The organism is Paenibacillus polysaccharolyticus (genome assembly GCF_900102085.1).
GTDB lineage: Bacteria > Bacillota > Bacilli > Paenibacillales > Paenibacillaceae > Paenibacillus > Paenibacillus polysaccharolyticus.
The window spans coordinates 1-21,478 of sequence record NZ_FMVM01000015.1 but is presented as its reverse complement, the minus strand read 5'-3'; the positions used below and the strand labels follow the sequence as shown (position 1 = coordinate 21,478).

The following is a 21,478-nucleotide window of genomic DNA, read 5'->3' as shown; positions in this document are numbered from 1 at the left end:
ACTCACGTATGACCAGAATCGTTGAGCGGAAAACCTGCAGGTAGGAGACAAGGATAAAAAAGGCTGTTGAAGTCAAACTTCCAGCCTTTTTATGTTGTTTAACAGTGGAATGACACAATCCCCAATTTTTAAATATTTCTAATGTTTCTCGCGTATGTTAGTATATTTAACATCAGAAGCACGAGCCGTAAGCCGTAGCAGTACGGGCTTGTGAACGTTGCGATAGTAGGTGGATTAAGGGATGCGCAATTGGGTCAAAAACGAGAATGTGCAGATGGTTGCCGTTGCCTTGGCTACGTCCGTAGGTGCACAGTTCAAAATTAATCCCTTTCGGGAAGATTATTTCCGGATCGGCCTCGGGGTCAGCATTCTTTTGTTTTTGCTGATGATTATGCCCCATTTATCTTATATAAAAACAGGAATCCTGACGGGGCTAGCGAGCATAGCTTTTCAATCGGCTGATTTGATTCACCATATACACACCATCTCTGTACTAGAGAGCATGCAAGATAACCTTGGAGCAGGTTTATACTATGTGGTCTTTGCCTATGGGCTAAGCAAGCTCAAACACCGTTTTCATGAAATTCCCCCGCTATTGCTTGGTGGTATCATCACCGGTATAGATTTTTCCTCCAACCTGGTGGAGTTATTCGTGCGAGGTGTGCTGGGCGGGACGAATATTTTTTATATGCGTGAATGGCTCTATCTGCTGATTGTAGGTGGTTTGCGAAGTTACTTTGTCATCGGGCTGTATAACAGTTTTGCGGTCAGACAGATTAGGCTCCTGCATGCAGAACAAGAAAAGCGGATCGAACAGATGTTAAGTGTGAATTCGGGATTGTATGGCGAAGTTTTTTACCTGAAAAAAGCGATGAATACGATTGAAGGTATTACGGCTAACAGTTATGAGCTATATCGTGATCTGCGTGAGCAGGACATGAACGAATACAGCCAGCGAACCCTGGGCATTGCTCAACAGATTCATGAAGTGAAGAAGGATTCACAGCGGATTCTGGCCGGATTGTTGAAGCTTTATGATAACGAGAAGACGGTCAATATGAGTCTGTCGGAAGTGGTACATTTTGCAGGCAGGGCCAATCGGAAATACAGTGAGATGTTGCACAAACAGGTGAAGATCGAGATTGAACAACAATATGAAGGGGAGTCTCCATACTACATCCCACTGCTTACGGTCATGAATAACTTGCTGGCTAATGCGGTTGAAGCAATTGAGCAGGAGGGCATGATCCAAGTACGGGTGTTTGAACAGGATGCCGATGTGCATTTTGTGGTGACCGATTCGGGAAAAGGTGTACCTGACGCGAAGCGCGGGGTTATTTTTGAACCCGGTTATACGACCAAGTTTAATGAAGTTGGCATTGCTGCCACAGGTATTGGTCTCTCCCATGTACGTGATATCGTTCAGTCGCTGGAAGGACAGATTCAAGTAGAAGCCGCTCCATCCGGGCGGGGTACGGTGTTCACAGTCATGATCCCCAGGGTCAATCTAATGAAGGAGGCCGATGCCCATGACACTTTCGATCCTGATCGTGGATGATGATGTGGTGAGCCGCAGCATGCTACAGGATATCATCGAGAATTGTGGAACCGGGGAGCTTGCAGGCATGGCCGAGGGCGGTCTGGAAGGACAGCGTATGATTCTGGATCTCAAACCCGATGTCGTATTGATTGACCTGTTGATGCCAGATCAAGACGGGATTGAAACCGTGGCGAACCTGAAGCGGAGCGGCTATAACGGCAAATTTATTATGATCTCACAGGTGGTCAACAAAGAGATGGTAGGAGCGGCCTACCAGAAGGGGATTGAGTTCTTCATTCACAAACCGATCAATCGGGTGGAAGTAGAGCATGTGCTCAATAAAGTGAATGAGCAATGGAAGTATGAGCGATATGTACAGGAGATCAAACAGTCCATGGCTCGCCTGAATCTGGTCGAAGCTCCGGCCCCGGCCCCAGCTCAGACCCGAACGGTGCGAGATTCGGCGCGAAGCATATTAATGGATCTGGGCATCATCGGGGAGAGTGGGAGCAAAGATATCGTAGCTCTGATGGAGTACGCTATTGAGCAAAAGCAAGCCTCCGAGCTGCCGCCGCTGAAGGAATCCTATGAAGCTGTGGCTCAGAAGTACAAGCTAACGGCCAAGGAAGTGGAGAAGGAGTGCAAGGCTATGGAGCAGCGCATCCGCAGAACGGTTCTGACGGCACTGACAAATCTCGCCTCCATTGGGCTTACGGATTACAGCAATCATAAATTTGAGCATTATGCGCCGCTTTATTTTGATTTTCAGGACGTGCGTATGAAGATGCGGGCGATGGAAGAAGAGCAGGCGAGCGACAACAAGAGCAAGGTAAACATCAAGAAATTCCTGCAAGTGTTCTACATGGAGACAGTAGAGAAAATAAATAGCTAGAATAGTAAGTGAATGAAATCCATATCACAGCGCAGGTATATGTAAGTCAAAATTCTAGAGACCCTTTCCAAGGGTCTTTTTTTTATTTTGTGTTATATAAAGTTACATAAAACGAGGGTTTTCATATAATTATTTAGATTTTTGTACAAAAAAGTAGTCAAAAACAACATTGTGTTAATTTATTTTTCATATGTTGTTAATAAAATGTGTAGGATTGCGTAAGTTCTCGTAGGTGTAGAAATACAATACGTACATAAATACAAATGATCGATTCGGTCGATTCCAATCTAATCAGGAAAAGGGGTTTTTCCATGAAAAAGGTAGCATCCATCGTTATGGCTTCAGTTCTTGCTCTGGCACTTAGTGCCTGCGGCACAGGAAAATCAGGAGAAGACAGCAGTGCCCAGTCTGCAAGTGGATCGGCAGTAACCAAATATACATTTGGTACGGATGCAACATATCCTCCGTTTGAGTTTCAGAAGGATGGAAAATACGTTGGGATCGACATTGACCTGATGAATGCGATTGCGGCAGAAGAAGGCTTTGAGGTGGAGATCAAGCCGATGGATTTCAAAGGTATCATTCCAGCCATTACAGCGAATCAGTTGGATGGCGCAATTGCAGGCATCAGTATTACGGATGAGCGCAAAAAGGTTGTGGATTTCTCCGAACCGTACTATCAAGCTGGACTGTCCTTAATCGTGAATGAGGATAACAACGACATTAAGAGTCCGCAGGATTTGAAAGGTAAAACAATTGCGATCAAAAAAGGAACGTCAGGTGCGAATCTCGCTGATGAATATGCGAAGACCTATGGCGCAACCGTGAAATATTTTGATGATAGCCCATCCATGTATCAGGAAGTAGCGAATAAAAACGCGGATGCGACACTCGAAGACTTCCCGGTGGTTTCTTATAAAATCGCTGTGGACCCTAACTCTAAACTTAAGATTGTTGGTGACCGCTTGAACGGTGACTTCTACGGGATTGCTGTAGCTAAAGGCGATGCTGAATTGCAGAAGAAGATCAATGACGGACTGAAAAAATTGCAGGCAAACGGTGAATACGACAAGATCGTTGAAAAATATCTAGGAACAGCAGCGAAGTAGAAAGGAACGGTGGTACGGATGGATTCCTCCTGGCAAGTCATACTGGACGCATTGCCTCTTCTGTTAGAGGGAACGGTCGTTACGTTAAAAATTGTTGTGATCTCGCTCATCTTTGCAATGGTGATTGGTCTGATCTCCGGCTTGATGAGCACTTCCCTGAATCGGTTGTTGCGACTGGTGGCTTCGCTTTATGTGGATATCATCCGTGGCACACCGCTTCTCGTGCAGGTATACTTCATTTACTTCGGTCTGCCGGTGTTTCTGGATATGCGTATTCCGGCCATGACGGCAGGCATTATCGCGGTTAGCTTAAATGCTGGTGCATACATCTCGGAGATTTTCCGGGCAGGGATTGAATCTATTGGTAAAGGGCAGCATGAGGCAGCAAGGTCACTAGGCCTAAGTCGTTTCAAAACCATGTGGCTCGTGGTACTGCCGCAGGCAACCCGGCGTATGATTCCTACTTTTGTAAACCAGTTTATTATTACGATTAAGGATACTTCGTTATTATCAGCGATAGGGATTGCGGAGCTTACACAGAGCGGGGAAATTATCGTTTCCGCGAACTTCCGGGCATTTGAAATCTGGGGTACAGTCGGTGTGTTCTATCTGATCATTATTGTGCTGTTATCACGGGCTTCCCGATTCATTGAAAGGAGGTATGCAATCCGATGATTATTGTAGAGAACTTAAGAAAGCAGTTTGGTGCGAACGAGGTGCTGAAGGATATCTCCACAACGATTCGGGAGCAGGAAGTAGTATGTGTCATTGGTCCTTCGGGGTCTGGCAAAAGTACTTTCTTGCGCTGCCTCAATCTACTGGAGGAGGTCACGTCAGGCAAGGTCATGATTGGCGAGGTGGAGGTTACCTCCCCGAAGACCAATATCGACGAGCTGCGCACGAATGTGGGCATGGTATTCCAGCAGTTCAATCTGTTTCCACATCTGACCGTGCTGGAGAACATCATGCTGGCGCCCAAACATATCCGGAAGCTGAGCAAAGCCGAAAATGAGAAAAAAGCAATGGAACTGCTTGGTAAGGTAGGGCTGTCTCAGAAAAAAGATGCCTATCCCGATCAGCTGTCCGGTGGACAGCAACAACGTGTAGCTATTGCGCGCGCACTCGCCATGAATCCGAGTGTGATGTTGTTTGATGAGCCTACCTCGGCTCTTGATCCCGAGATGGTCGGGGAAGTGCTGCAAGTCATGAAAAACCTTGCGCATGAAGGAATCACGATGATTGTTGTGACACATGAGATGGGCTTTGCCCGTGAGGTCGCAGATCGGGTGATCTTCATGGACGGCGGTTATATTGTCGAAGAAGGCACACCGGAGGAACTTTTTCAGAATACGCGTCATGAGCGAACCAAGGCATTCCTGGGTAAGGTGCTGTAACGCGCAGAAGAGAAGCCGGAAAAGGCTACCTTTCTCCTCCGATAATCAAAAATAAAAGAAAATATCCCTTACGGGCAAACCATGGACTTGAGCACATCTGATATGATGAACTTGAACAGGGTTGCTTGCAGGGGATTTTTGCTGTTGTGCATAATAATTATAAAAGGTCTATATAAGTTGGAGTATCCGTGTAAACATATAGATAGATTCATCAGTTGTGTCAGTACATATCATGACCAGGGAGGGCATGGGTTTATGGAGCGAATAACTCAGATGGATAAAGTAATCTTCCGAGCACATCTGTTACAGGCCATCGATGAGATTAGGGAGCGGGACCAACTGGAGTATGATGAGATGGGCTTGCTCATTGAACCTGCTCCCGAACTGGACAAATCGCTGAACGGTGCAGACGAGATGATGCGGCTGGTTGTGCTTGCTCCGCAGAATGTAGAGCATCGACACTTTACAGTGGATGAGGCAGTGGATCTCCTATGCTGGCATGCCCCGTTGGTTCCTCTATGGATTGATGTTTCATTGGTGGAAGTTGAACAGAAGCGGGCTATATTTAGACTGATCTGCAGTCTGCGTCTGCGCAAACCCACACAGCTTCTTCATGCGGAAACAGGGCATGCTCCATTCCGGGTGGTAGTATCCGATAAGTGAGAATATAACCATGAATTGAACAGGAGGGTTCCTATGAGTAACAGCTCCAATGAAGAATTAGAGGTTATCGCTATTTCGAATGTGCCGCATGTAAAAATACACGGTAGAACTACGACCGTGCGGTCACCATTGACCTTGTTTTGGACAGGTAGTGCAGCCGAATTGAACGTACAGGGTGCGGAATTTTGGGTTGAAATAGAATCTTCCTATGATCTGCTTGAGCCCTGGATCAGCATTGTTATCAATGGTGTTCCGGTAAGCCGTCAGATGTTAACCAGGGGTAGAGCCTGGATCTGTGTATTTCGTGGCATGAACCCCAATGCGGTCAAAAATGTGCGTATCATCAAGGATGTACAGGCGATGAGTGGTGACCTGAGCAACAGTCTGCAGTTTCATGCGGTGAAGGCGGATGGCACGTTCCTACCTGTAGAAGAGAAACCTCTTAAAATCGAGTTTATCGGAGATAGCATTACCTCGGGAGAAGGAGCAATTGGGGCGAAGACAGAAGAGGACTGGGTACCCATGTGGTTCAGTGCACTACACAATTATACGTTCATGACGGCTGAGGCCTTAGATGCAGAGTACCGTGTCATTTCTCAGAGCGGATGGGGCGTGCTGAGCAGTTGGGACAACAATCCGAATGGCAATATTCCGGCGTATTATGAACAGGTCTGCGGTCTGCTGAAGGGAGAGCAAAATGAGCAACTTGGCGCGTTAGAGCCACATGATTTTAGCTCCTGGCAGCCTGATGTTATTGTAGTCAATCTGGGTAGCAATGACGATGGTGCATTCCAGTCTCCAGCGTGGACAGATCCAATCACAGGACAAGTGTACAAGCAACGCCTCAACGGAGACGGGACGTATCATGAGGCGGACTTGGCCAAGTTCGAGAATGCAGTGGAGCGCTTTCTGATCAAGCTGCGAAAAAATAACCCGCAAGCGCATATCATCTGGGCGTATGGCATGCTTGGATCTTCTCTGCTTCCCGCCATCTACCGTGCGGTGGATGCCTATCACGGGCAAACAAGAGATCATGCTGTGTCGATCCTTCAGTTGCCAAATACGACCGAGGAAACGATGGGCGCAAGGTCACACCCTGGCGATCAATCACATCGCCGGTCGGCTGATGTTTTAACAGAGTACATTCGGCGAATTCTATAATATACAAGTTGTGTAAATGAACTCTCCAACTTATATAGATTCTCCCAATGGTTGTTATATACCCAAGGGTAACGAAGAAAGACCGCGCAGCAGGACGCTGTGCGGTCTTCTTCGAGTTGTTTTTATCGAGTCTGGTCGTTTAATTCTAATGAACCCTCTGTTGCAAGATGGCATTGCACCTCATAACGGATGGATATAATCTGTCCAAGCGTCTGGGTACGAATCGTTTTCAGCAGGGTCGGTACGGTGCCCATTGGAAATAAGGGAATACCTTCACCCAGTACTTTCGGGATAATAGCCACCTCAATCTCATCCAGTAATTGCTGCTCGATCACAGATTGAACAAGCTGGCCTCCGCCTAAAATCCAAACATCTCCCTCGAAAGACTGTTTCAGCTGGGGAATGAGTGTTTTTACGCTCTCGGTTGTGAATTGTACATGCGGTGCAGGTGGTTGTTCTGAGCGAGAAAGCACATAAGTCGGACGATCTGCATAAGGGAAGTCTCCCGGCATGGTAAGCACTGCCTCGTACGAGGAACGCCCCATAACCACACTGCCAATCGTTTCATAGAATGTGGCATAGCCGTTATCGCCGCCATCACCTTCCACATCAAGCAACCAATCGAACGTACCATCCAATCGGGCAATATATCCATCCAGGCTCATGGCAATGTAAAGAATCGTTTTTGAATTAGAAGTATTCATCGTTCATCGCTCCCTTCCTGTGATACCTGTAAGATACACCATAACTATGACAATACTTGACGTAGTTTAAATGCTTATTTACTTAAAGTACAGCCAAGGAGGGAGCCTGGAAGCATGGATAAGCAATGAACTACCGCACCGTTTATCCCTGTAGCAGGCTATATTTCATTTCATAGATTTTCTGGAGTATATGCAGGTTTTCTTCCTTCGCCGCATCGGACTCGGCATGTACATAACCCTCGACAAGTCTGTATCCGAACACGAACAGAATCATCTCGTGTACACAGTGATCGGCGAGTGGGGGAGCATCGGCATATTCCGCAAAGCCCTTATAATACGCAGGAACACAGCGCTGATAATATTCCACCATATGCTCAATATCACACTCATCGGCAACCAGGCTTGCGATATCCTCTCCAAAGTATCCCCACCCCGATGTATCCCAATCGATGAGTGCGATGTTTCCATCGGCATAGATCAGATTGGTCACCCAGAAATCCCGATGGTTTAACACAAGTGGCAACTGTTCGATACGAGCGAACATTTCGTCCGAGTGTTCATCCATATCGATCAACATTTGCCGGATATGGAGTGGGAATTCGCAGTCTTCAGAACGGATGTAATCATAAACGACAGGCCATGAGCGATAGTGCAGATACGTATTTTTCATGAGATCGGCATGGCTCAGGTTGTTCAGACTCTTCAGCACTGCGGGCTGTTCTGCGTATAGCTTACCTTGATAACGCCCTAATTCCAGCGCAGCCTGTTCAACCATGTCAACAGATAGATCAAGACCAGATACGCCATCGATATATTCCAGCCACAGCTGAAATTCATTTTCCTCGGCATTCATCTCCGCGTAATAACATGTGGGCCAGCGAAAGGTTTCCGAGAATGTTTTTTCGAGGTCAGACATGTACAGATCATATTCCCGGCGCCAGGAGCCGGGATCATTATAACGTTCCCATTGTTTCTGAACCTTCAGTACAAGTTGGTAAGGAAACTTTTGGCCATCTTCGGTTTCGGCTGTTCCTGTTACCAGATTGACGTTACCCACAGTTCCGCCATGTAGAGTGGTTGTATGATAGTCCGCTACAATAATGTTCTTCTTAAAATATTGGTTTAAAACATGAGTTAACGTTTGCATCTTTATTTTCGTCATCTTCGTCTTATTCATTTCTTCCGACCTCCGCTTTTGTTGGTTTGTTTACTCTGAATCCTGTTGATTTTGTTTTTTGCTCTTTTTTCGATGAGGTAGTTCGTTTTGTGTTGTACATACTTGTTCTCTGACTGCTGGGAAATATAATTCTCCCACCGTTCATGCTGTAATGAACCGTCCGCGAGTGCTGAGAGAACTGCACATCCAGGCTCGGTCTGATGGCGGCAATCAGTAAAGCGGCACTGAGCGAATAATGCTTCGACATTGGCAAAGCTTGCATGAATACCTTCGTCAGCATCGAAAAGCCCAAGCTCACGCATGCCAGGCGTATCAATAACCATTGCGCCCGAAGGCAACATAAAGAGTTGACGATGTGTTGTGGTATGGCGTCCACGGCTGTCGTCCTCCCGTATGGCCTGCACTCTCATGACGTCATTTTCAATTAATGCATTGAGCAGAGAGGATTTACCCACGCCAGACATGCCGAGAAATACAACGGTTTGACCTGGTGCTAGATAAGTGTCCAGTTCGTTCAGCCCCAAGCGAGTATGACTGCTGATCACGTGAACAGGTACATCGGAGATCCTTTGTTTAACTTCCGTGAGCATGGCATGATCTTCTGTAACGAGGTCTGCCTTGGTCAAAATGATGACCGGTTTACCACCGCTTTGTCTGGCTTGTGTCAGGTAACGCAGAATGCGATTCACATTGAAATCTTGGTTCAACGAAGTCAGGATAAATACGACATCGAAATTGGTGGCGACAACCTGCTCCAATATCGTTTTGGCATAGCCTGCAGCATGGCCTGCATAGTCTGCACGCGAGAATTTGGACCTTCGGGGCAGCACCTTAACAATCAGGGAATCACCGATATCGTTGTGGCGCAGCAGGACAAAATCCCCCACACAAGGGAAGTCGGTTGGCATATCCGCCTGATAATAAAATGAACCTTTCAATACTGCGGTGACTTCACCGAGCTCTGTCATGACCGTGAATTGCTCCCGCCGAAGTTCTGTGATTCTTCCAGGTATTAATCCATCGGGGACCTCTTCTGTTTCGATATATCCGTAGGTTTTTAAATTCATCATGGGTATAAGGTTAGCTCCTTTAAATGTTGTTTTTGGACGCAAAAATGCCGCAAACAAGCAGCCTCTTAAGAAGCTACTGTTCTGCGGCATCAGGACGCAAAAAAGATACGACCTTCATCGTATCTGCAAACAGCAATATTCACGAAAGGTTACTTTGGATGGCATAACAAAGAATACGGGAGTCGTCCCGCTTTTTTCAGATATGCCAGCTATTCGGTTTTAATACTGAACCACCATATTCATATAAGTAGCAGCCATATAAAACCTCTCCCTTCGTGTAAGGAACTTGCTTATCGCTAAGCTTCTTAACCATACCCTGTAATGGAAAATAATTCAATGTTGATTTTATGCAAATTTCAAAATTTTATAAACTACACTATTTATGTTTCTGACTCCGTGATAAGCGTGTGAATTTTGCTTAAATTCGATTTGAAGTAGGTTGTAAACGACCATTCCTTATAGTTGTGTGGTACTTCAATATCATCTATAGATTGTTTGGTCTTCACGGCTTCTGTCACCAGAGCCAGCATATCCTGAATATATCCTTTCACATCATGAAGCTCTTGCAGAGAGCATACATCTCCATGCCCGGGAATGATTGTCTCCACCCCAAGCTGCTCGATCTGTTCCAATATACGCCGCCACTCCTGCGGGTTGGCATTAGCCAAAACCGGATGGTGTTTGGACAGGACCAGATCTCCTGTAATAACGATTTTCTCTTCAGGAATATACAGGATCGTGTCACTCTGGGTATGTCCCCCGCCCAAAGTAAGGATCTGAACGCTGCATTGACTACCGTGAATCACCAGCTGTTGATCAAAGGTTATCGTGGGAACGGTATGTACCAGATCGGGGAGCATCTGCATAAACTCACGGTCACTGGCATTATCCCAGGCCATCTCTCGTTTTAACTTTTCATCGGTCTCTTGCTGCAGTTGTATTTCTTGTTGATGAATCGCCTGATTCATCTGCTCCGTATTCTCCCGATATTGAGCTATTCTTTGTCTTGAAAAGGTATCCATAATCTCGCGGGTAGCCGTTGTCGAGATGATGAGAGCTTCGGGTACAAACACTTGATTTCCAGAGGTATGATCACTGTGCCAATGTGTATTTACAACGTAGGTTACCGGTTTCCCTGTAATAGAAGTGGCTGCTTCTTTCAGGTCGGATGCGGCCTGCGGGGTCAGGAAAGTATCCACGACCATTGTTGCATCGCCCAGATTAATGATGGTTGCATTCCCTAATGATCCTGTTCCTGGAACCGCAATGGCCGCAATGACGTGATCCGTGACATATTTTAATTCAAAATGCCTGGAGCCTCGAAAGGCTGCAATCCGGTCTCTCAACATCATCTCTCCTGTCTCGGACGAGTGTAGATGACGAAGTGCCCTTCACTGGCAGATTCGCTGCCGATCCAGCCCACAGGTAGTCCTTGATTTTTATAGACATTGAACATCTCTTCAAAATACGGATGTGGCTCCTTGCATAACAATCGGGCTCTCGCAATCTGAAATAGATCACCGCTGATGATATCAGCGAGATGGTTAAGTTGATCAGGCTTCAGTCCCAATTCCGGGGCCTGTCCCTCTAATTTTTTCTTCATTATGCCGTAGAAGTCTTGCTCTTCTTCATACATAATGAACGCTCGGGCAAGTGACTTCTCCTGATCACCAGAGGCGGGCGGAATATCTCCTGAGGCATCTGCGGTGATGTCTAATAGAAAATAATAAGGTGGTTCTACATCTTGATCCTGGTAAAATAGCAGGGCTTCCTCTAGATTCGTAAACGGATTTGGTACCTCAGAAGCGTCTTCATCTGTTGTAACGCAATCGGTAACGGGGAAATATGCCCTTTTCAATACATCGCCATGTTCTATGTAATCAATAATCTCACGTACATTTACAGGAAAGATTTCTTTACTGGTCATTGTTGGTCTCAACTCCCGACATTTAATGGTAGATGCCTTAATATTCTACATCTATGTGCGGAGAGCCTGCCTGCAAAGCAAAATCATTCAAGGATGCTATAACGTCTTCGCGTTCGTGGAATAGCTCGGATATGTTACAATTTTTCTATGACAAAAAGTGACGTAGTTAAGGTGGGGATATGATGAATCAACGCAGGCTGGCGATGATGCGCCTCATGGATTCCAGACATAAGTTCACGGCTCGGGAGCTGGCAGAACGATTCGAAGTATCGGTTCGAACCATCCAGCGTGATCTGGATGCATTACAGGCGATGGGCTTTCCCTTATACACGGAGGTAGGTGTTAACGGTGGATACCGTGTGCTGCCCAATCGCATTTTGCCACCTCTGCAGCTGACGCAGCAGGAAGCATTAGGTTTGTTTATGATGCTTGAATATTTGGAGATGGTTCCTGATTTTCCGTATGGTTCGATTCGTGGACATCTGGCAGAACAGTATTTCTCTACACTGCCTTCGGATGTACAGGAACGGATTGTAGGGCTGCGGGAACACATAGCTTTTATGCAACATCCGGGTGATCACCACGATTCCCTTACATCGGATCTGTTAACAGCCGCAGTCGAGAAGAAAGTGATTTCATTTTTGTACAACGCTCGCAGTGGCTGGAAAAAGATGACCGTAAATCCCATAGGCATCTATTATGAGCAGGGGTATTGGTACATGCCTGCACGTCATAACGATCGCGTATTGTTATATCGTGTGGATCGAATAAAGCAGCTTACAGTGCTGGATCAGATCGATGAATCTGTCCCTACACTAAAAGCATGGCTGAAACAGGCTGCGCACACAGATGGCGAAGAGGTTGTACTGCAATTTACAGCATTCGGGGCAAGAATAGCGGCATCGGATGCGTTATTCAAGACCGTATCAGAGCAAAAGTGGTGCGGCATTGTGCCGCATTCGGAGTTTGCTTTTACCGCGCGTAGGCTACTCTCCTATGGACCCGAGGTTAAGGTGATATCGCCACCGGAATTGCAGGAGCAGGTTCGTGTGATGTTAGAGCAAAGTCTGGCGCAGTATAGGAACGAATAGAGGAATTAATAGAGGATTTTGGCTTCTCATATGGAAGATATAGAAGTGTTACCCGAAATGCTGGGGCATGACTTAACGTAATCTTATATCGATTCAGCGAAAGGGGGGCTACCATGATTCGATTCATAAGAAGTTTTAACACCCGCTCTATGCAGAGTCCAAGCGAGGAACAACGGCGGTTGTTTGCATAGAGCCTAATAGCCATCTCCGCCATCATTGACGTGATGAAGTCAGAAGTTTCCTCGTGAGGCTCTGCTACCTTAAAAGATTAACTTTTTAAGGAGTGGAGTACGATGAAATATGTGAATGCAGATGCCGTCTTTCCGAAGGCATTGCTCGAAGAGATACAGCGACATCTCCCAGGTGGATTAATCTATATTCCGAGGCCGAAGGACACCCATAAGAAATGGGGAGAGAATTCAGGCGGTCGACAACTAATTCGGGAACGGAACAATGAGATATGCCAGAAGTTTGCTACGGGATCAACGATCGATGAGCTTGCAGAGCAATATTGTTTATCCATCGAGAGTATTAAGAAAATTGTATATTGTAAAAAGCGAAGCGAAATAGAAATGAATTGAGATTGGATGAAAAGGAAGTCACATTCGAGCTATCGGATGTGGCTTTTTACTATGCATTTTTGATGTGCGGACATGTAGATGTACGGAATGGTTAGAAAACGAATATTACGTATCTGTCCGACACTAGTATCCGTACAATAGAGTCCAGAGAGCGCGTTTACTAATATAGAGTAAGGAAGCGGGCGTAACCAACGGAAGGAACGGTGATTTAGATAAACATGAATATCCAAGTGGAACTGACAAATCAGGATAAGGCATATATCATCAAAAACATGTATCCGTTATACCTGCATGACCTGTCTGGACATTATGGGTTGCAGGAGGCACATCGACCGAATGTACATGGTATTTACGAAGCGAGTTCTGATTACCGAACATTACACGACCAATACGATGTACAAAATATATGGTGGGAAAAGCCGGACTGTCTCTATCCCTTCCTGATCATGGCTGAGGACAGACCTGCTGGATTTGCAATGGTGGCAACACCGCCTCACTGTGCGCCAGGCATCGATTTTTTCATGCATGAATTTTTCCTGTTGCAGCCGTATCGGGGAATGGGTATCGCGGAGAAGGCGGCTGTAATGATCTTCGCTATGTTTAAGGGCAACTGGGAGATATTCACCAATCCAGGGGAGAAAAACAAAACGGGTCAGCATTTCTGGCGCAAGACGGTAGCGAATTATACGCAAGGTTTGTACGAGGAAGAAGTAGCCATGACCGCAGACGAGGATGGGCGCAAATTAATCTTTCGTTTCTCGAATCATAGGTTCAATTGATGGGTATACAGACTATTTCTTGTGAAGGAAATAGTCTGCTGAGCATGGAGAAAGGTGAATTTGAACATCATTGTTGCTTAGAAATTCAATCGCCCAAACGTAGCATCTGCTTTTGTAGTCGTATTGCTGGCGGCATTCACGGCATCCAGTTGCAACACATAATCATAATGTCGGATGTAATATCCCGGTTGGCTGTAGGATTGCAAAGATACTTTGGTGCCGTCTGCCCAGCCGGGGCTGATCAGGAACGTGGCATCGCCTTTATATGCAGTGGTGTTTGTGAAGGCTTCAAGTACAATTTTATTACTCGCATTACGCTTCAGGAAATAACCAGGGTAGTTAATTGCCTCCAGCGAAACACCTGTAGAGCTGGCAAGACCCGGTACAACGCGGAACTGGGAATCCAGAGCGGGGGTGACATTTGCATCAATGCGAGCAACATAGTTGGCATGACGGATCATGCGATCCGGTACATTGTGTGAAGCGAACTGGCTGTAGCCTGTAGCTTCAGGCGTGGATGGGCCCAGCATTTTGACTTCATGCAGTGTTGGGGTGTACCAATTGCCCGGATTGTTCCACAATACGGCGTTGACCATATTGATTCGCACATAGCGTGCCGTGAAATGTACAGCATCCGTGGTGAAACCATATGTCAGATTGTTGGTGCGATCCAGCGTGGAGTAGTTTACACCATCGTTGCTAATCTCGATTTTGTATTTGTAATACCCCTCGGAACCTTTATACATAAACCACGAAGTGTTAATCTCCGTAATGGTCTTTGGTGCTCCAAAATCGACCTGCCACCATGCAGGCCAACTATTGGAAGAAGCCACCCACGAGGTCTGATAGTTACCGTCATTGACAAGGGAAGGCGACGAGCCAGAGGCTGTCGAGCTAGCGGAGGCTGTCTTGCCTTGGGCATGATTGACGAGAGCAGGTAACGTGATCTGACCTGTTGCTGCATCAATATTCCATGTGGTATACCATTCCAGTGATGCCGTTCCATTGCCGTCATTCAGCGTGAGGGGCAACCAGATATGTTTGTGCTCGCCCAGATTCATTGGATTCCAGCGATCCGCCATATAGATATACGAAGTGGTGCTGCTGCCCTGAATCGTGGCAATATCATGGATCTGGGAGCCGAAGGCAGACGGGTTGCCATAAGGCGTAAGTGCAGTCCATGGCCCTGTCATGGACGTAGCTGTAGCATACGCACCCTGATTCGGATACCAGCCAGCGGCCTGGGAGGTGAAGAGGTAGTAGCGGTTTCCTTTTTTCACAACAGCCGGGGCCTCGCGGTATGCATTCTCGAACAACCATCCTTCGAAAGATTGTATCCCTGTATAACTTGCATTCATCTTAAAAATAGCCATCGTATCATTCGCACCGCCGTTTTTACGGGAGGCCGTTACGAGATAACCTGTGCCGTCCGTGTCCACAAAAACAGTCATGTCACGAGATTCATAGTCAAGCGGGCGGAAGCTGCCTTCATACGTAAATTTGCCGTTGGGTGTACTGCTTGTGGCTACCGCAACGCGGCCGAGGTTGTAGTCTGTTCCGTTCTCATAGTGAGCCCAGAGTACATATTGCTTGGTGGAGGCATTATAGATCACTTTGGGACGTTCAATCTTGCTGGAGGCGAGTTCCGTCGCGGAGTCTTTGGTCAGGATGGCATTGCTAAAAGTCCAATTTTTCAAGTCCGTTGAGGTGTAGACGTTCACACTGTCAAACTTACCGCCTACCGCGTGTTCACCATACAGGTAATACGTTGAGCTCACCTGCAGGATGTTACCGCTGTTGGCGTGAATGGGATTGCCAGCCGTATCAAGCCAATCGGTACCATTGGTAATTGCTACACTTGCCGCGTTGCTTCGTTCAGGATGTAGACCAAACATCGTTAATGCGAGTGTGAAAACCAGAAGCCAGACCGTCTTACGTTTTCCCATTACGTACACCTCCATATAGATTCGAAAATAATTAAAGCGTTTTCAAATCTATTGTAGTTGATTTACAATATTTAGCAAGTGAACAATTCAGAAATTGCTGAACAGAGCAACATCTGATGGAGAATAAGCGGAAAGAGCATGAATTCTACCTCAATTTTCTGTAAGATATGAAGCCAAAGATCAGATGAAGTCGTATGTAAATGGTAGTATGTTTATAGGAAGATGAAGGATAAAACACATATAGGAGCTGGAGGTGCTAGATGCTATGAATGATGCCGTATACTATGAGGTAAATTCGATAAAAGACTATATAGCGATGATTGAAGAGTTACCGAATGGTCAGGAGGGGTATTATTATCGCGGAGAAAACAGGCGATATGCCACTCAATCCTCGTCTTTACTTCGATCAGGAATAGTGCGATTGCTTCGAGATAACCCGGAATATTATGTGGATGCAGTAAATGATTATGTCCGAGAAATGGCAGATCAAGCGGGAGAGTGGGAGCGCGAGCATGTGTTAGCCTGGTGTCACCATGAGGGTCTGCCTACGAACTTGCTGGAACTTACAGCATCTCCGCTACGTGCGTTGTACTTTGCCTGTTTGAGCCGCACCGATCATAGCGAGGAGCCGAGTCAGGCAGGGTACGTATATGGTTTTGCGAGAGAGAGTACAGCCGATGTGACTGAACTCATATTGGAGAATGTGGAAATGGAGGCATCTCGTTATAACTTGATTGAGGACATGGTCGATGACCCGCGATGGATAAATCTGCTGTCGGATCACGATACAAAGGGATTTCACAAGCCTGATCTGGCCCAAATACCTTACCTGATTTATCAGGCACCGTATAAGTATAGAGGCTCAGACGAACCGAATGGCCTATATTTCTATCAGTTGTTTCAGACGGTTTCCTCATCGTGCAGTCCGGAGTTTTCTTTTGAAATCATGCAGCAGCAGTACGCACCTTCGCTGATCGTTAAAGTGAGCAATCAGACAGAGATTCGCGAGCAGCTTCATCATCGGGATGGGTCTGCAAGCATGATTGGATTTCCGTTCGAATAAGAGAGCAAGATTGTGATTGTCGTCTCGTGATATAACTGTCCTGAGCCTTTGAGAAGGTCACATGATTCATTGAAGGGGATGACGTTATGAACGAGACATGCAGAAGACTGGAAGGACAAGTAGCCGTAGTAACAGGTGCGAGCAGAAGTATTGGCCGGAGTATTGCGATCCGTCTGGCACAGGAGGGGGCATACGTTCTTGTGCATTTTGCAACAAGGCAGGCGGAAGCGGAGAGTGTGGTGCGGCACATCATAGACCGTGGTGGACAGGGGCAGGCCATCGGAGCGGATTTAAGTACGCTGGATGGCATTCATGCATTGTTTTCCAAGATCGATGCTGCTGTTCAGAAGCATGGGCAAGAAGGCAAGTTGGATATTTTGGTGAATAACGCTGGCATAGGACAGATCCTTAGCCTGGAGGAAACGACGGAAGAATCTTTTGAAGATGTCATAAGAATTAATGTAAAAGCACCGCTATTTGTGACACAGCAGGCCGTCTCTAGGCTTCGGGATGGAGGGAGTATCATCAATATATCCTCTTTTGTTACACGCGTAGCTTCACCAGGAGTGTTTGCTTATAGTATGACCAAAGGGGCCATGGATACGTTCACGAAGCTGCTAGCTAAAGAACTGGGAAGCCGCCAGATCAGGGTTAACGCCATACAACCAGGTATCATTAACACCGAGATGAATGAAGGAACACTTGCGAACCCACAGGGACAGGCGTATGCAGCCGGGCTCTCTGTAATGAATCGCTGGGGAGAACCCGAGGATGTGGCTGATATCGCTGCATTTCTTGCCTCGGCGGATAGTCGCTGGATGACAGGACAATGTCTGGATGCCAGTGGTGGCTCACATTTATAATTTCTGACGATATAGCCATGGATTGAAGGAGGAACGGTTATGGATCGCTTTGTGATCAATGCGAATGCTCTAGTGGTCTTGCAGAAAGAGGACGGAGACGCGGTGCTGGTCAAAGGCGGGATCACTACTGATGGTTTCGAAGTCTTATCGACCTACCCCAAAGGCTGGCTGACATTTGCCTATCTAAAAGATCATCAGGGTATATGGTGGTTCAATGCGCGTACGAACAAGGCCAGTTTGTTCAGCCAGGACACGGAAGCGTTCCGCGTCGTGCACGAGGATTACAGCTCTGATTCGCAGCATGTCTATCTGGAGGACAAGCCCGTTTCTCCCTCCGATCCAGGCAGCTTCGAGCTGTTGCCAGGGACGCCTTATTTTGCAAAGGATAAACATCAACTATACGTCAAAGACAGCCAGCATTTTCATGTGTTCGATGAAATGGATACAAGTTCAGCCATTGCGCAGCATGATTACTGTACGGATCTGGATCATTTGTTTCACTTGTCGAGCGGCCTTCGTTACGCCAATGAATATAAACATGAGATCGTAGATTGGCTCCGGGAGCATTATCCAGATATACCGGGCTGGTGGCAGGCTGACTACGCTCATCATGCAGATGATGCGATGCAGCTTACGGGGGATTGGTATGCCACGGCTACCTCCGTATTCTATCGGACAGAGTCTGGCGGTGGGTACAGGCGAGATGCTAAAGAAACTTTTAATTTGGTTCGCGGCGCGGATCGAAGTTCATTTGAACCGCTAGACGAACAGTTTGCGCGTGATCGGAATTGGGTTTATTTTCAGTGGCGTATCATCCGTGAAGCAGATCCGAAGAGCTTCGAGTCACTTGGAGGCCGATTTGGTCGAGACAAGCAGCATGTGTATTACAACGGGTATCGTGTTGAGGGAGCAGATGCACTAACGTTTGAAGTGTTAGGCGGTACGGAGCATCTGGGTTTATCCAGAGAACAGAACCATGTATATCATGCGCAGTATGCACGTACCAGTCAGCCTTTCGGTTATCCTGATGATGTACTTCAACGAATCAAGGGAGCGGATGCGGCAACTTTTGAAGTGCTCACACCATCCGGGAGTTGGGCTGCAGATGCGAATCAGGTATATCTGTGGGGCATAGTCAATAAAAAGATAGATCGTGCTAGCTTTACTCATCTGTTCGAAGCAGATCCCCAGAGCTGGGCCAAGGACCGGAAGGGGCTCTATAACGCGAACGGCAAACGTACCGTAAAAGGCATCGATGGAGCATCTTTTGTCATGTTAAACAGGTATTGGGGCAAGGATGATCAGGCTGTATTCAGTTTTGTGACAGGAGGAGTATACAAGACGGCGGATGCGGAGACCTTTCAGGTGACGGATGATCAAGGTAGCGCGGAGGATAAGCTGTTTCGGTATTTTATCCACGAGGGAGCGGTGCGTAAGAAGAAAAAGTAGATCTGAATATTACGGTGTAGGGATTTAAAAATGAGTTAAGATCTATAGCCGTCCTAGATGGAATGGCATTTGTTATATGTAGATAAAAAACCAGGGACAGACTTCAAAAGTCTTTATCCCTGGTTTTGATTTGAGTTCATAAGCGAAGAAATGGATTTGTTTCTTCTTTCGTTGTTCGTTGTTTCGTTGCTTCTTCGTTAATTTTTGTGACCTTTACGTACCTTAAGTTGCATACGCTTGATCGTAGTATGCTGCATAACTTCCAGGACAAGTGGACCTTTACCATTCAGAATTTCCACATCCGTCACGTTATCCAGAATCGTGATAATCCCGATATCGTCTGCGCTAACCCCTTCAATCTTCGCAATTGTACCTACAAAATCAACTGCACGAAGTTTCTTCTTCTTACCACCGTTGAAGTTCAGCTTCATGATCTGCTGGTTCAACTGCTCACGCTTGTCCTTTTTGCGTTCAGGTGCGATCTTGAGGCGTTTCTCGAATGCTTCCCGGCAGCGGTCTACCTCATCTTCTGAAGGGGCTTTGACCACAGGAATCTCAAACCCAATGTAGGATTCGATCTCCGCAAGACGTCTGCCATCCTTTGGCGTGACCAAGGTGAAGGCTCTTCCTGTTTTACCTGCACGGCCCGTGCGGCCTGTGCGGTGTACATAGCTTTCTTTTTCAAGCGGGATATCATAATTGATGACATGGGTGATGTTTGTGATGTCAATTCCACGTGCGGCAACGTCAGTGGCGATCAGATAACGGAATTGTCCACGTCTGAAGGCATTCATTACTTCAATTCGCTCATCTTGCTCCATACCGCCATGGATACGATCTGCCGGATAGTCCAAATCAGCCAACACGCGGAACAGCTTATCGACATTCTCCTGTGTGCGGCAAAATACAATACAGCTGTCTGGGTTTTCTGTAATCAACAAGTCCTGAAGCAGTGCAGTTTTGTTCACTTCCGAAGTGCGAATCACGGCATGTTCAATCGTTGCTGTAGTCAGTCCGCTAGCTTTAATCTCGATCTCTACAGGAGTATCCATGTATTGACGTGAAAGCTTCGCTACATCTTCCGGGAACGTTGCGGAGAACAGCATCGTTGTCCGTTCCTGCGGTAGTGCCTGAATAATCGCTCGCACCGTCTCGATAAAGCCCATGTTCAGCATCTCATCTGCTTCGTCAATGACCAGATATGCGATGCGATCCAGCGGCAGCGTGCCCCGTTCAATATGATCCAATACTCGGCCTGGTGTGCCCACAGCCACATGGGTCCGTTGTTTCAGCTCGGCTTTTTGAATGTGAAAAGGAGATTGTCCATACAGCGCAGTTGCTTTAATACGTTTAAAGCGACCAATGTTGGTGATATCTTCGTTGACCTGCAGGGCCAGCTCCCGTGTGGGGGTCAGAATCAGGGCCTGCGGTTTATTCTCGTTCCAGTCTACCAGCTCGCAGAGCGGAATACCGTATGCGGCTGTTTTGCCGCTGCCCGTCTGTGATTTTACCACAAGATCCTGATTCTCAAGAGCAACGGGAATAACCCGGGTCTGAACTTCGGTGGGATTCTCGTAACCCAGGCTGTCCAGTGCTTTGACGATCTCTTCCCCCAAGCCATAATCTTTAAAATACTGCTTACTCATCGTTTACCTCTTTTGCGTTTAGTTTTGAAATGCAGTCTGCTCACGTTACTTTGGTCTCGGTAACCATGTGAATGATCTTACTTACCAGCATTGCACCGTACATGTAACATATACCTGCCTATTATACTCTATGTGCGCGGGAAGCGCGTGGGAAATAAAGAGACTCACCTTCTGAATATCGGATCACCCCTATATACCGGTGAAGGTAGTTACGGTCATTGTCCTCACCCTGATTATTCTAACGATCTCAGATGAGCTTATTTGAACGATATAGGGCTTTCTGAAATTGTAACGATCACCAGGGAGCTTATTTTGCTGAAAATACGATAAGAACATCCGATCTCACTTCATTTTGCCCAAATAAGCTCTCCTGTGGACCTATGTCAAGAAAGTAGACACTTACGCGACGGATTTGTCCGTAAA

20 protein-coding genes are annotated in these 21,478 nt (G+C 46.7%); 13 read left to right on the top strand and 7 right to left on the bottom strand.

Going from position 1 to position 21,478, the window contains the following annotated elements:
• The first annotated feature begins 241 nt into the window (after positions 1-241).
• The 7 genes from BLQ13_RS20155 (at position 242) to BLQ13_RS20125 (ending at position 6,759) form a co-directional block, all read left to right on the top strand.
• Complete coding sequence (locus tag BLQ13_RS20155) at positions 242-1,558, top strand: sensor histidine kinase (RefSeq protein ID WP_090923444.1); 1,317 nt, start codon at positions 242-244, stop codon at positions 1,556-1,558.
• Positions 1,530-2,432 (top strand): response regulator, encoded by a 903-nt coding sequence (locus BLQ13_RS20150; RefSeq protein ID WP_090923443.1) that lies wholly within the window; start codon positions 1,530-1,532, stop codon positions 2,430-2,432. Before BLQ13_RS20155 ends, BLQ13_RS20150 begins: the two co-directional genes overlap by 29 nt.
• A 311-nt stretch (positions 2,433-2,743) precedes the next feature.
• Entirely contained in the window at positions 2,744-3,541 is a 798-nt protein-coding gene (locus BLQ13_RS20145; RefSeq protein WP_090923442.1) for a transporter substrate-binding domain-containing protein, read from the top strand.
• Positions 3,542-3,559: 18 nt separating this feature from the next.
• Complete coding sequence (locus tag BLQ13_RS20140) at positions 3,560-4,216, top strand: amino acid ABC transporter permease (protein ID WP_090923441.1); 657 nt, start codon at positions 3,560-3,562, stop codon at positions 4,214-4,216.
• The gene (locus tag BLQ13_RS20135; RefSeq protein ID WP_090923440.1) at positions 4,213-4,935 is read left to right on the top strand and encodes an amino acid ABC transporter ATP-binding protein; all 723 of its coding nucleotides are present in this window, start codon (positions 4,213-4,215) and stop codon (positions 4,933-4,935) included. Before BLQ13_RS20140 ends, BLQ13_RS20135 begins: the two co-directional genes overlap by 4 nt.
• A 255-nt stretch (positions 4,936-5,190) precedes the next feature.
• The gene (locus tag BLQ13_RS20130) at positions 5,191-5,598 is read left to right on the top strand and encodes a hypothetical protein (protein ID WP_090923432.1); all 408 of its coding nucleotides are present in this window, start codon (positions 5,191-5,193) and stop codon (positions 5,596-5,598) included.
• 33 nt (positions 5,599-5,631) lie between these two features.
• The gene (locus tag BLQ13_RS20125) at positions 5,632-6,759 is read left to right on the top strand and encodes an SGNH/GDSL hydrolase family protein (protein WP_090923431.1); all 1,128 of its coding nucleotides are present in this window, start codon (positions 5,632-5,634) and stop codon (positions 6,757-6,759) included.
• Between the two features lie 122 nt (positions 6,760-6,881).
• On the opposite strand, the gene BLQ13_RS20120 is transcribed toward BLQ13_RS20125, so the two are convergent.
• The 5 genes from BLQ13_RS20120 to BLQ13_RS20100 form a co-directional block, all read right to left on the bottom strand.
• The gene (locus tag BLQ13_RS20120; protein ID WP_090923430.1) at positions 6,882-7,463 is read right to left on the bottom strand and encodes a dihydrofolate reductase family protein; all 582 of its coding nucleotides are present in this window, start codon (positions 7,461-7,463) and stop codon (positions 6,882-6,884) included.
• A 142-nt stretch (positions 7,464-7,605) separates the two neighbouring features.
• Complete coding sequence (locus BLQ13_RS20115; protein WP_244159395.1) at positions 7,606-8,640, bottom strand: phosphotransferase; 1,035 nt, start codon at positions 8,638-8,640, stop codon at positions 7,606-7,608.
• Positions 8,637-9,710: a ribosome small subunit-dependent GTPase A gene (gene rsgA / locus BLQ13_RS20110; protein WP_090923429.1), complete on the bottom strand. Its 1,074-nt coding sequence runs from the start codon at positions 9,708-9,710 to the stop codon at positions 8,637-8,639. The genes BLQ13_RS20115 and rsgA overlap by 4 nt, the downstream gene beginning before the upstream one ends.
• A gap of 380 nt (positions 9,711-10,090) precedes the next feature.
• On the bottom strand, positions 10,091-11,062 hold the full coding sequence (locus tag BLQ13_RS20105) for an MBL fold metallo-hydrolase (RefSeq protein ID WP_244159394.1): 972 nt from the start codon (positions 11,060-11,062) through the stop codon (positions 10,091-10,093).
• Complete coding sequence (locus BLQ13_RS20100) at positions 11,059-11,637, bottom strand: hypothetical protein (RefSeq protein WP_090923428.1); 579 nt, start codon at positions 11,635-11,637, stop codon at positions 11,059-11,061. The genes BLQ13_RS20105 and BLQ13_RS20100 overlap by 4 nt, the downstream gene beginning before the upstream one ends.
• A 179-nt stretch (positions 11,638-11,816) precedes the next feature.
• On the opposite strand from BLQ13_RS20100, the gene BLQ13_RS20095 reads away from it, so the two are divergent.
• The 3 genes from BLQ13_RS20095 (at position 11,817) to BLQ13_RS20085 (ending at position 14,088) form a co-directional block, all read left to right on the top strand.
• On the top strand, positions 11,817-12,728 hold the full coding sequence (locus BLQ13_RS20095) for a helix-turn-helix transcriptional regulator (RefSeq protein ID WP_338060885.1): 912 nt from the start codon (positions 11,817-11,819) through the stop codon (positions 12,726-12,728).
• 293 nt (positions 12,729-13,021) lie between these two features.
• Positions 13,022-13,309, top strand: coding sequence for a CD3324 family protein (locus BLQ13_RS20090; RefSeq protein ID WP_090923426.1), 288 nt, complete (start codon positions 13,022-13,024; stop codon positions 13,307-13,309).
• A gap of 218 nt (positions 13,310-13,527) precedes the next feature.
• Positions 13,528-14,088: a GNAT family N-acetyltransferase gene (locus BLQ13_RS20085; protein WP_090923425.1), complete on the top strand. Its 561-nt coding sequence runs from the start codon at positions 13,528-13,530 to the stop codon at positions 14,086-14,088.
• Positions 14,089-14,165: 77 nt separating this feature from the next.
• Here BLQ13_RS20085 and BLQ13_RS20080 read toward each other — a convergent pair whose 3' ends face one another.
• Complete coding sequence (locus tag BLQ13_RS20080; RefSeq protein ID WP_090923424.1) at positions 14,166-16,034, bottom strand: AbfB domain-containing protein; 1,869 nt, start codon at positions 16,032-16,034, stop codon at positions 14,166-14,168.
• A gap of 265 nt (positions 16,035-16,299) precedes the next feature.
• Here BLQ13_RS20080 and BLQ13_RS20075 point away from each other — a divergent pair, with 265 nt between their 5' ends.
• The 3 genes from BLQ13_RS20075 (at position 16,300) to BLQ13_RS20065 (ending at position 19,409) form a co-directional block, all read left to right on the top strand.
• Positions 16,300-17,097, top strand: coding sequence for an FRG domain-containing protein (locus BLQ13_RS20075; protein ID WP_090923423.1), 798 nt, complete (start codon positions 16,300-16,302; stop codon positions 17,095-17,097).
• Positions 17,098-17,183: 86 nt separating this feature from the next.
• On the top strand, positions 17,184-17,960 hold the full coding sequence (locus BLQ13_RS20070) for an SDR family oxidoreductase (protein ID WP_090923421.1): 777 nt from the start codon (positions 17,184-17,186) through the stop codon (positions 17,958-17,960).
• A gap of 39 nt (positions 17,961-17,999) precedes the next feature.
• Complete coding sequence (locus tag BLQ13_RS20065; protein ID WP_090923419.1) at positions 18,000-19,409, top strand: DKNYY domain-containing protein; 1,410 nt, start codon at positions 18,000-18,002, stop codon at positions 19,407-19,409.
• 197 nt (positions 19,410-19,606) lie between these two features.
• On the opposite strand, the gene BLQ13_RS20060 is transcribed toward BLQ13_RS20065, so the two are convergent.
• Positions 19,607-21,055 carry a DEAD/DEAH box helicase gene (locus tag BLQ13_RS20060; RefSeq protein ID WP_090923418.1) on the bottom strand — a complete coding sequence of 483 codons (1,449 nt, stop codon included), beginning with the start codon at positions 21,053-21,055 and terminating at the stop codon, positions 19,607-19,609.
• Between the last annotated feature and the right edge of the window lie 423 nt (positions 21,056-21,478).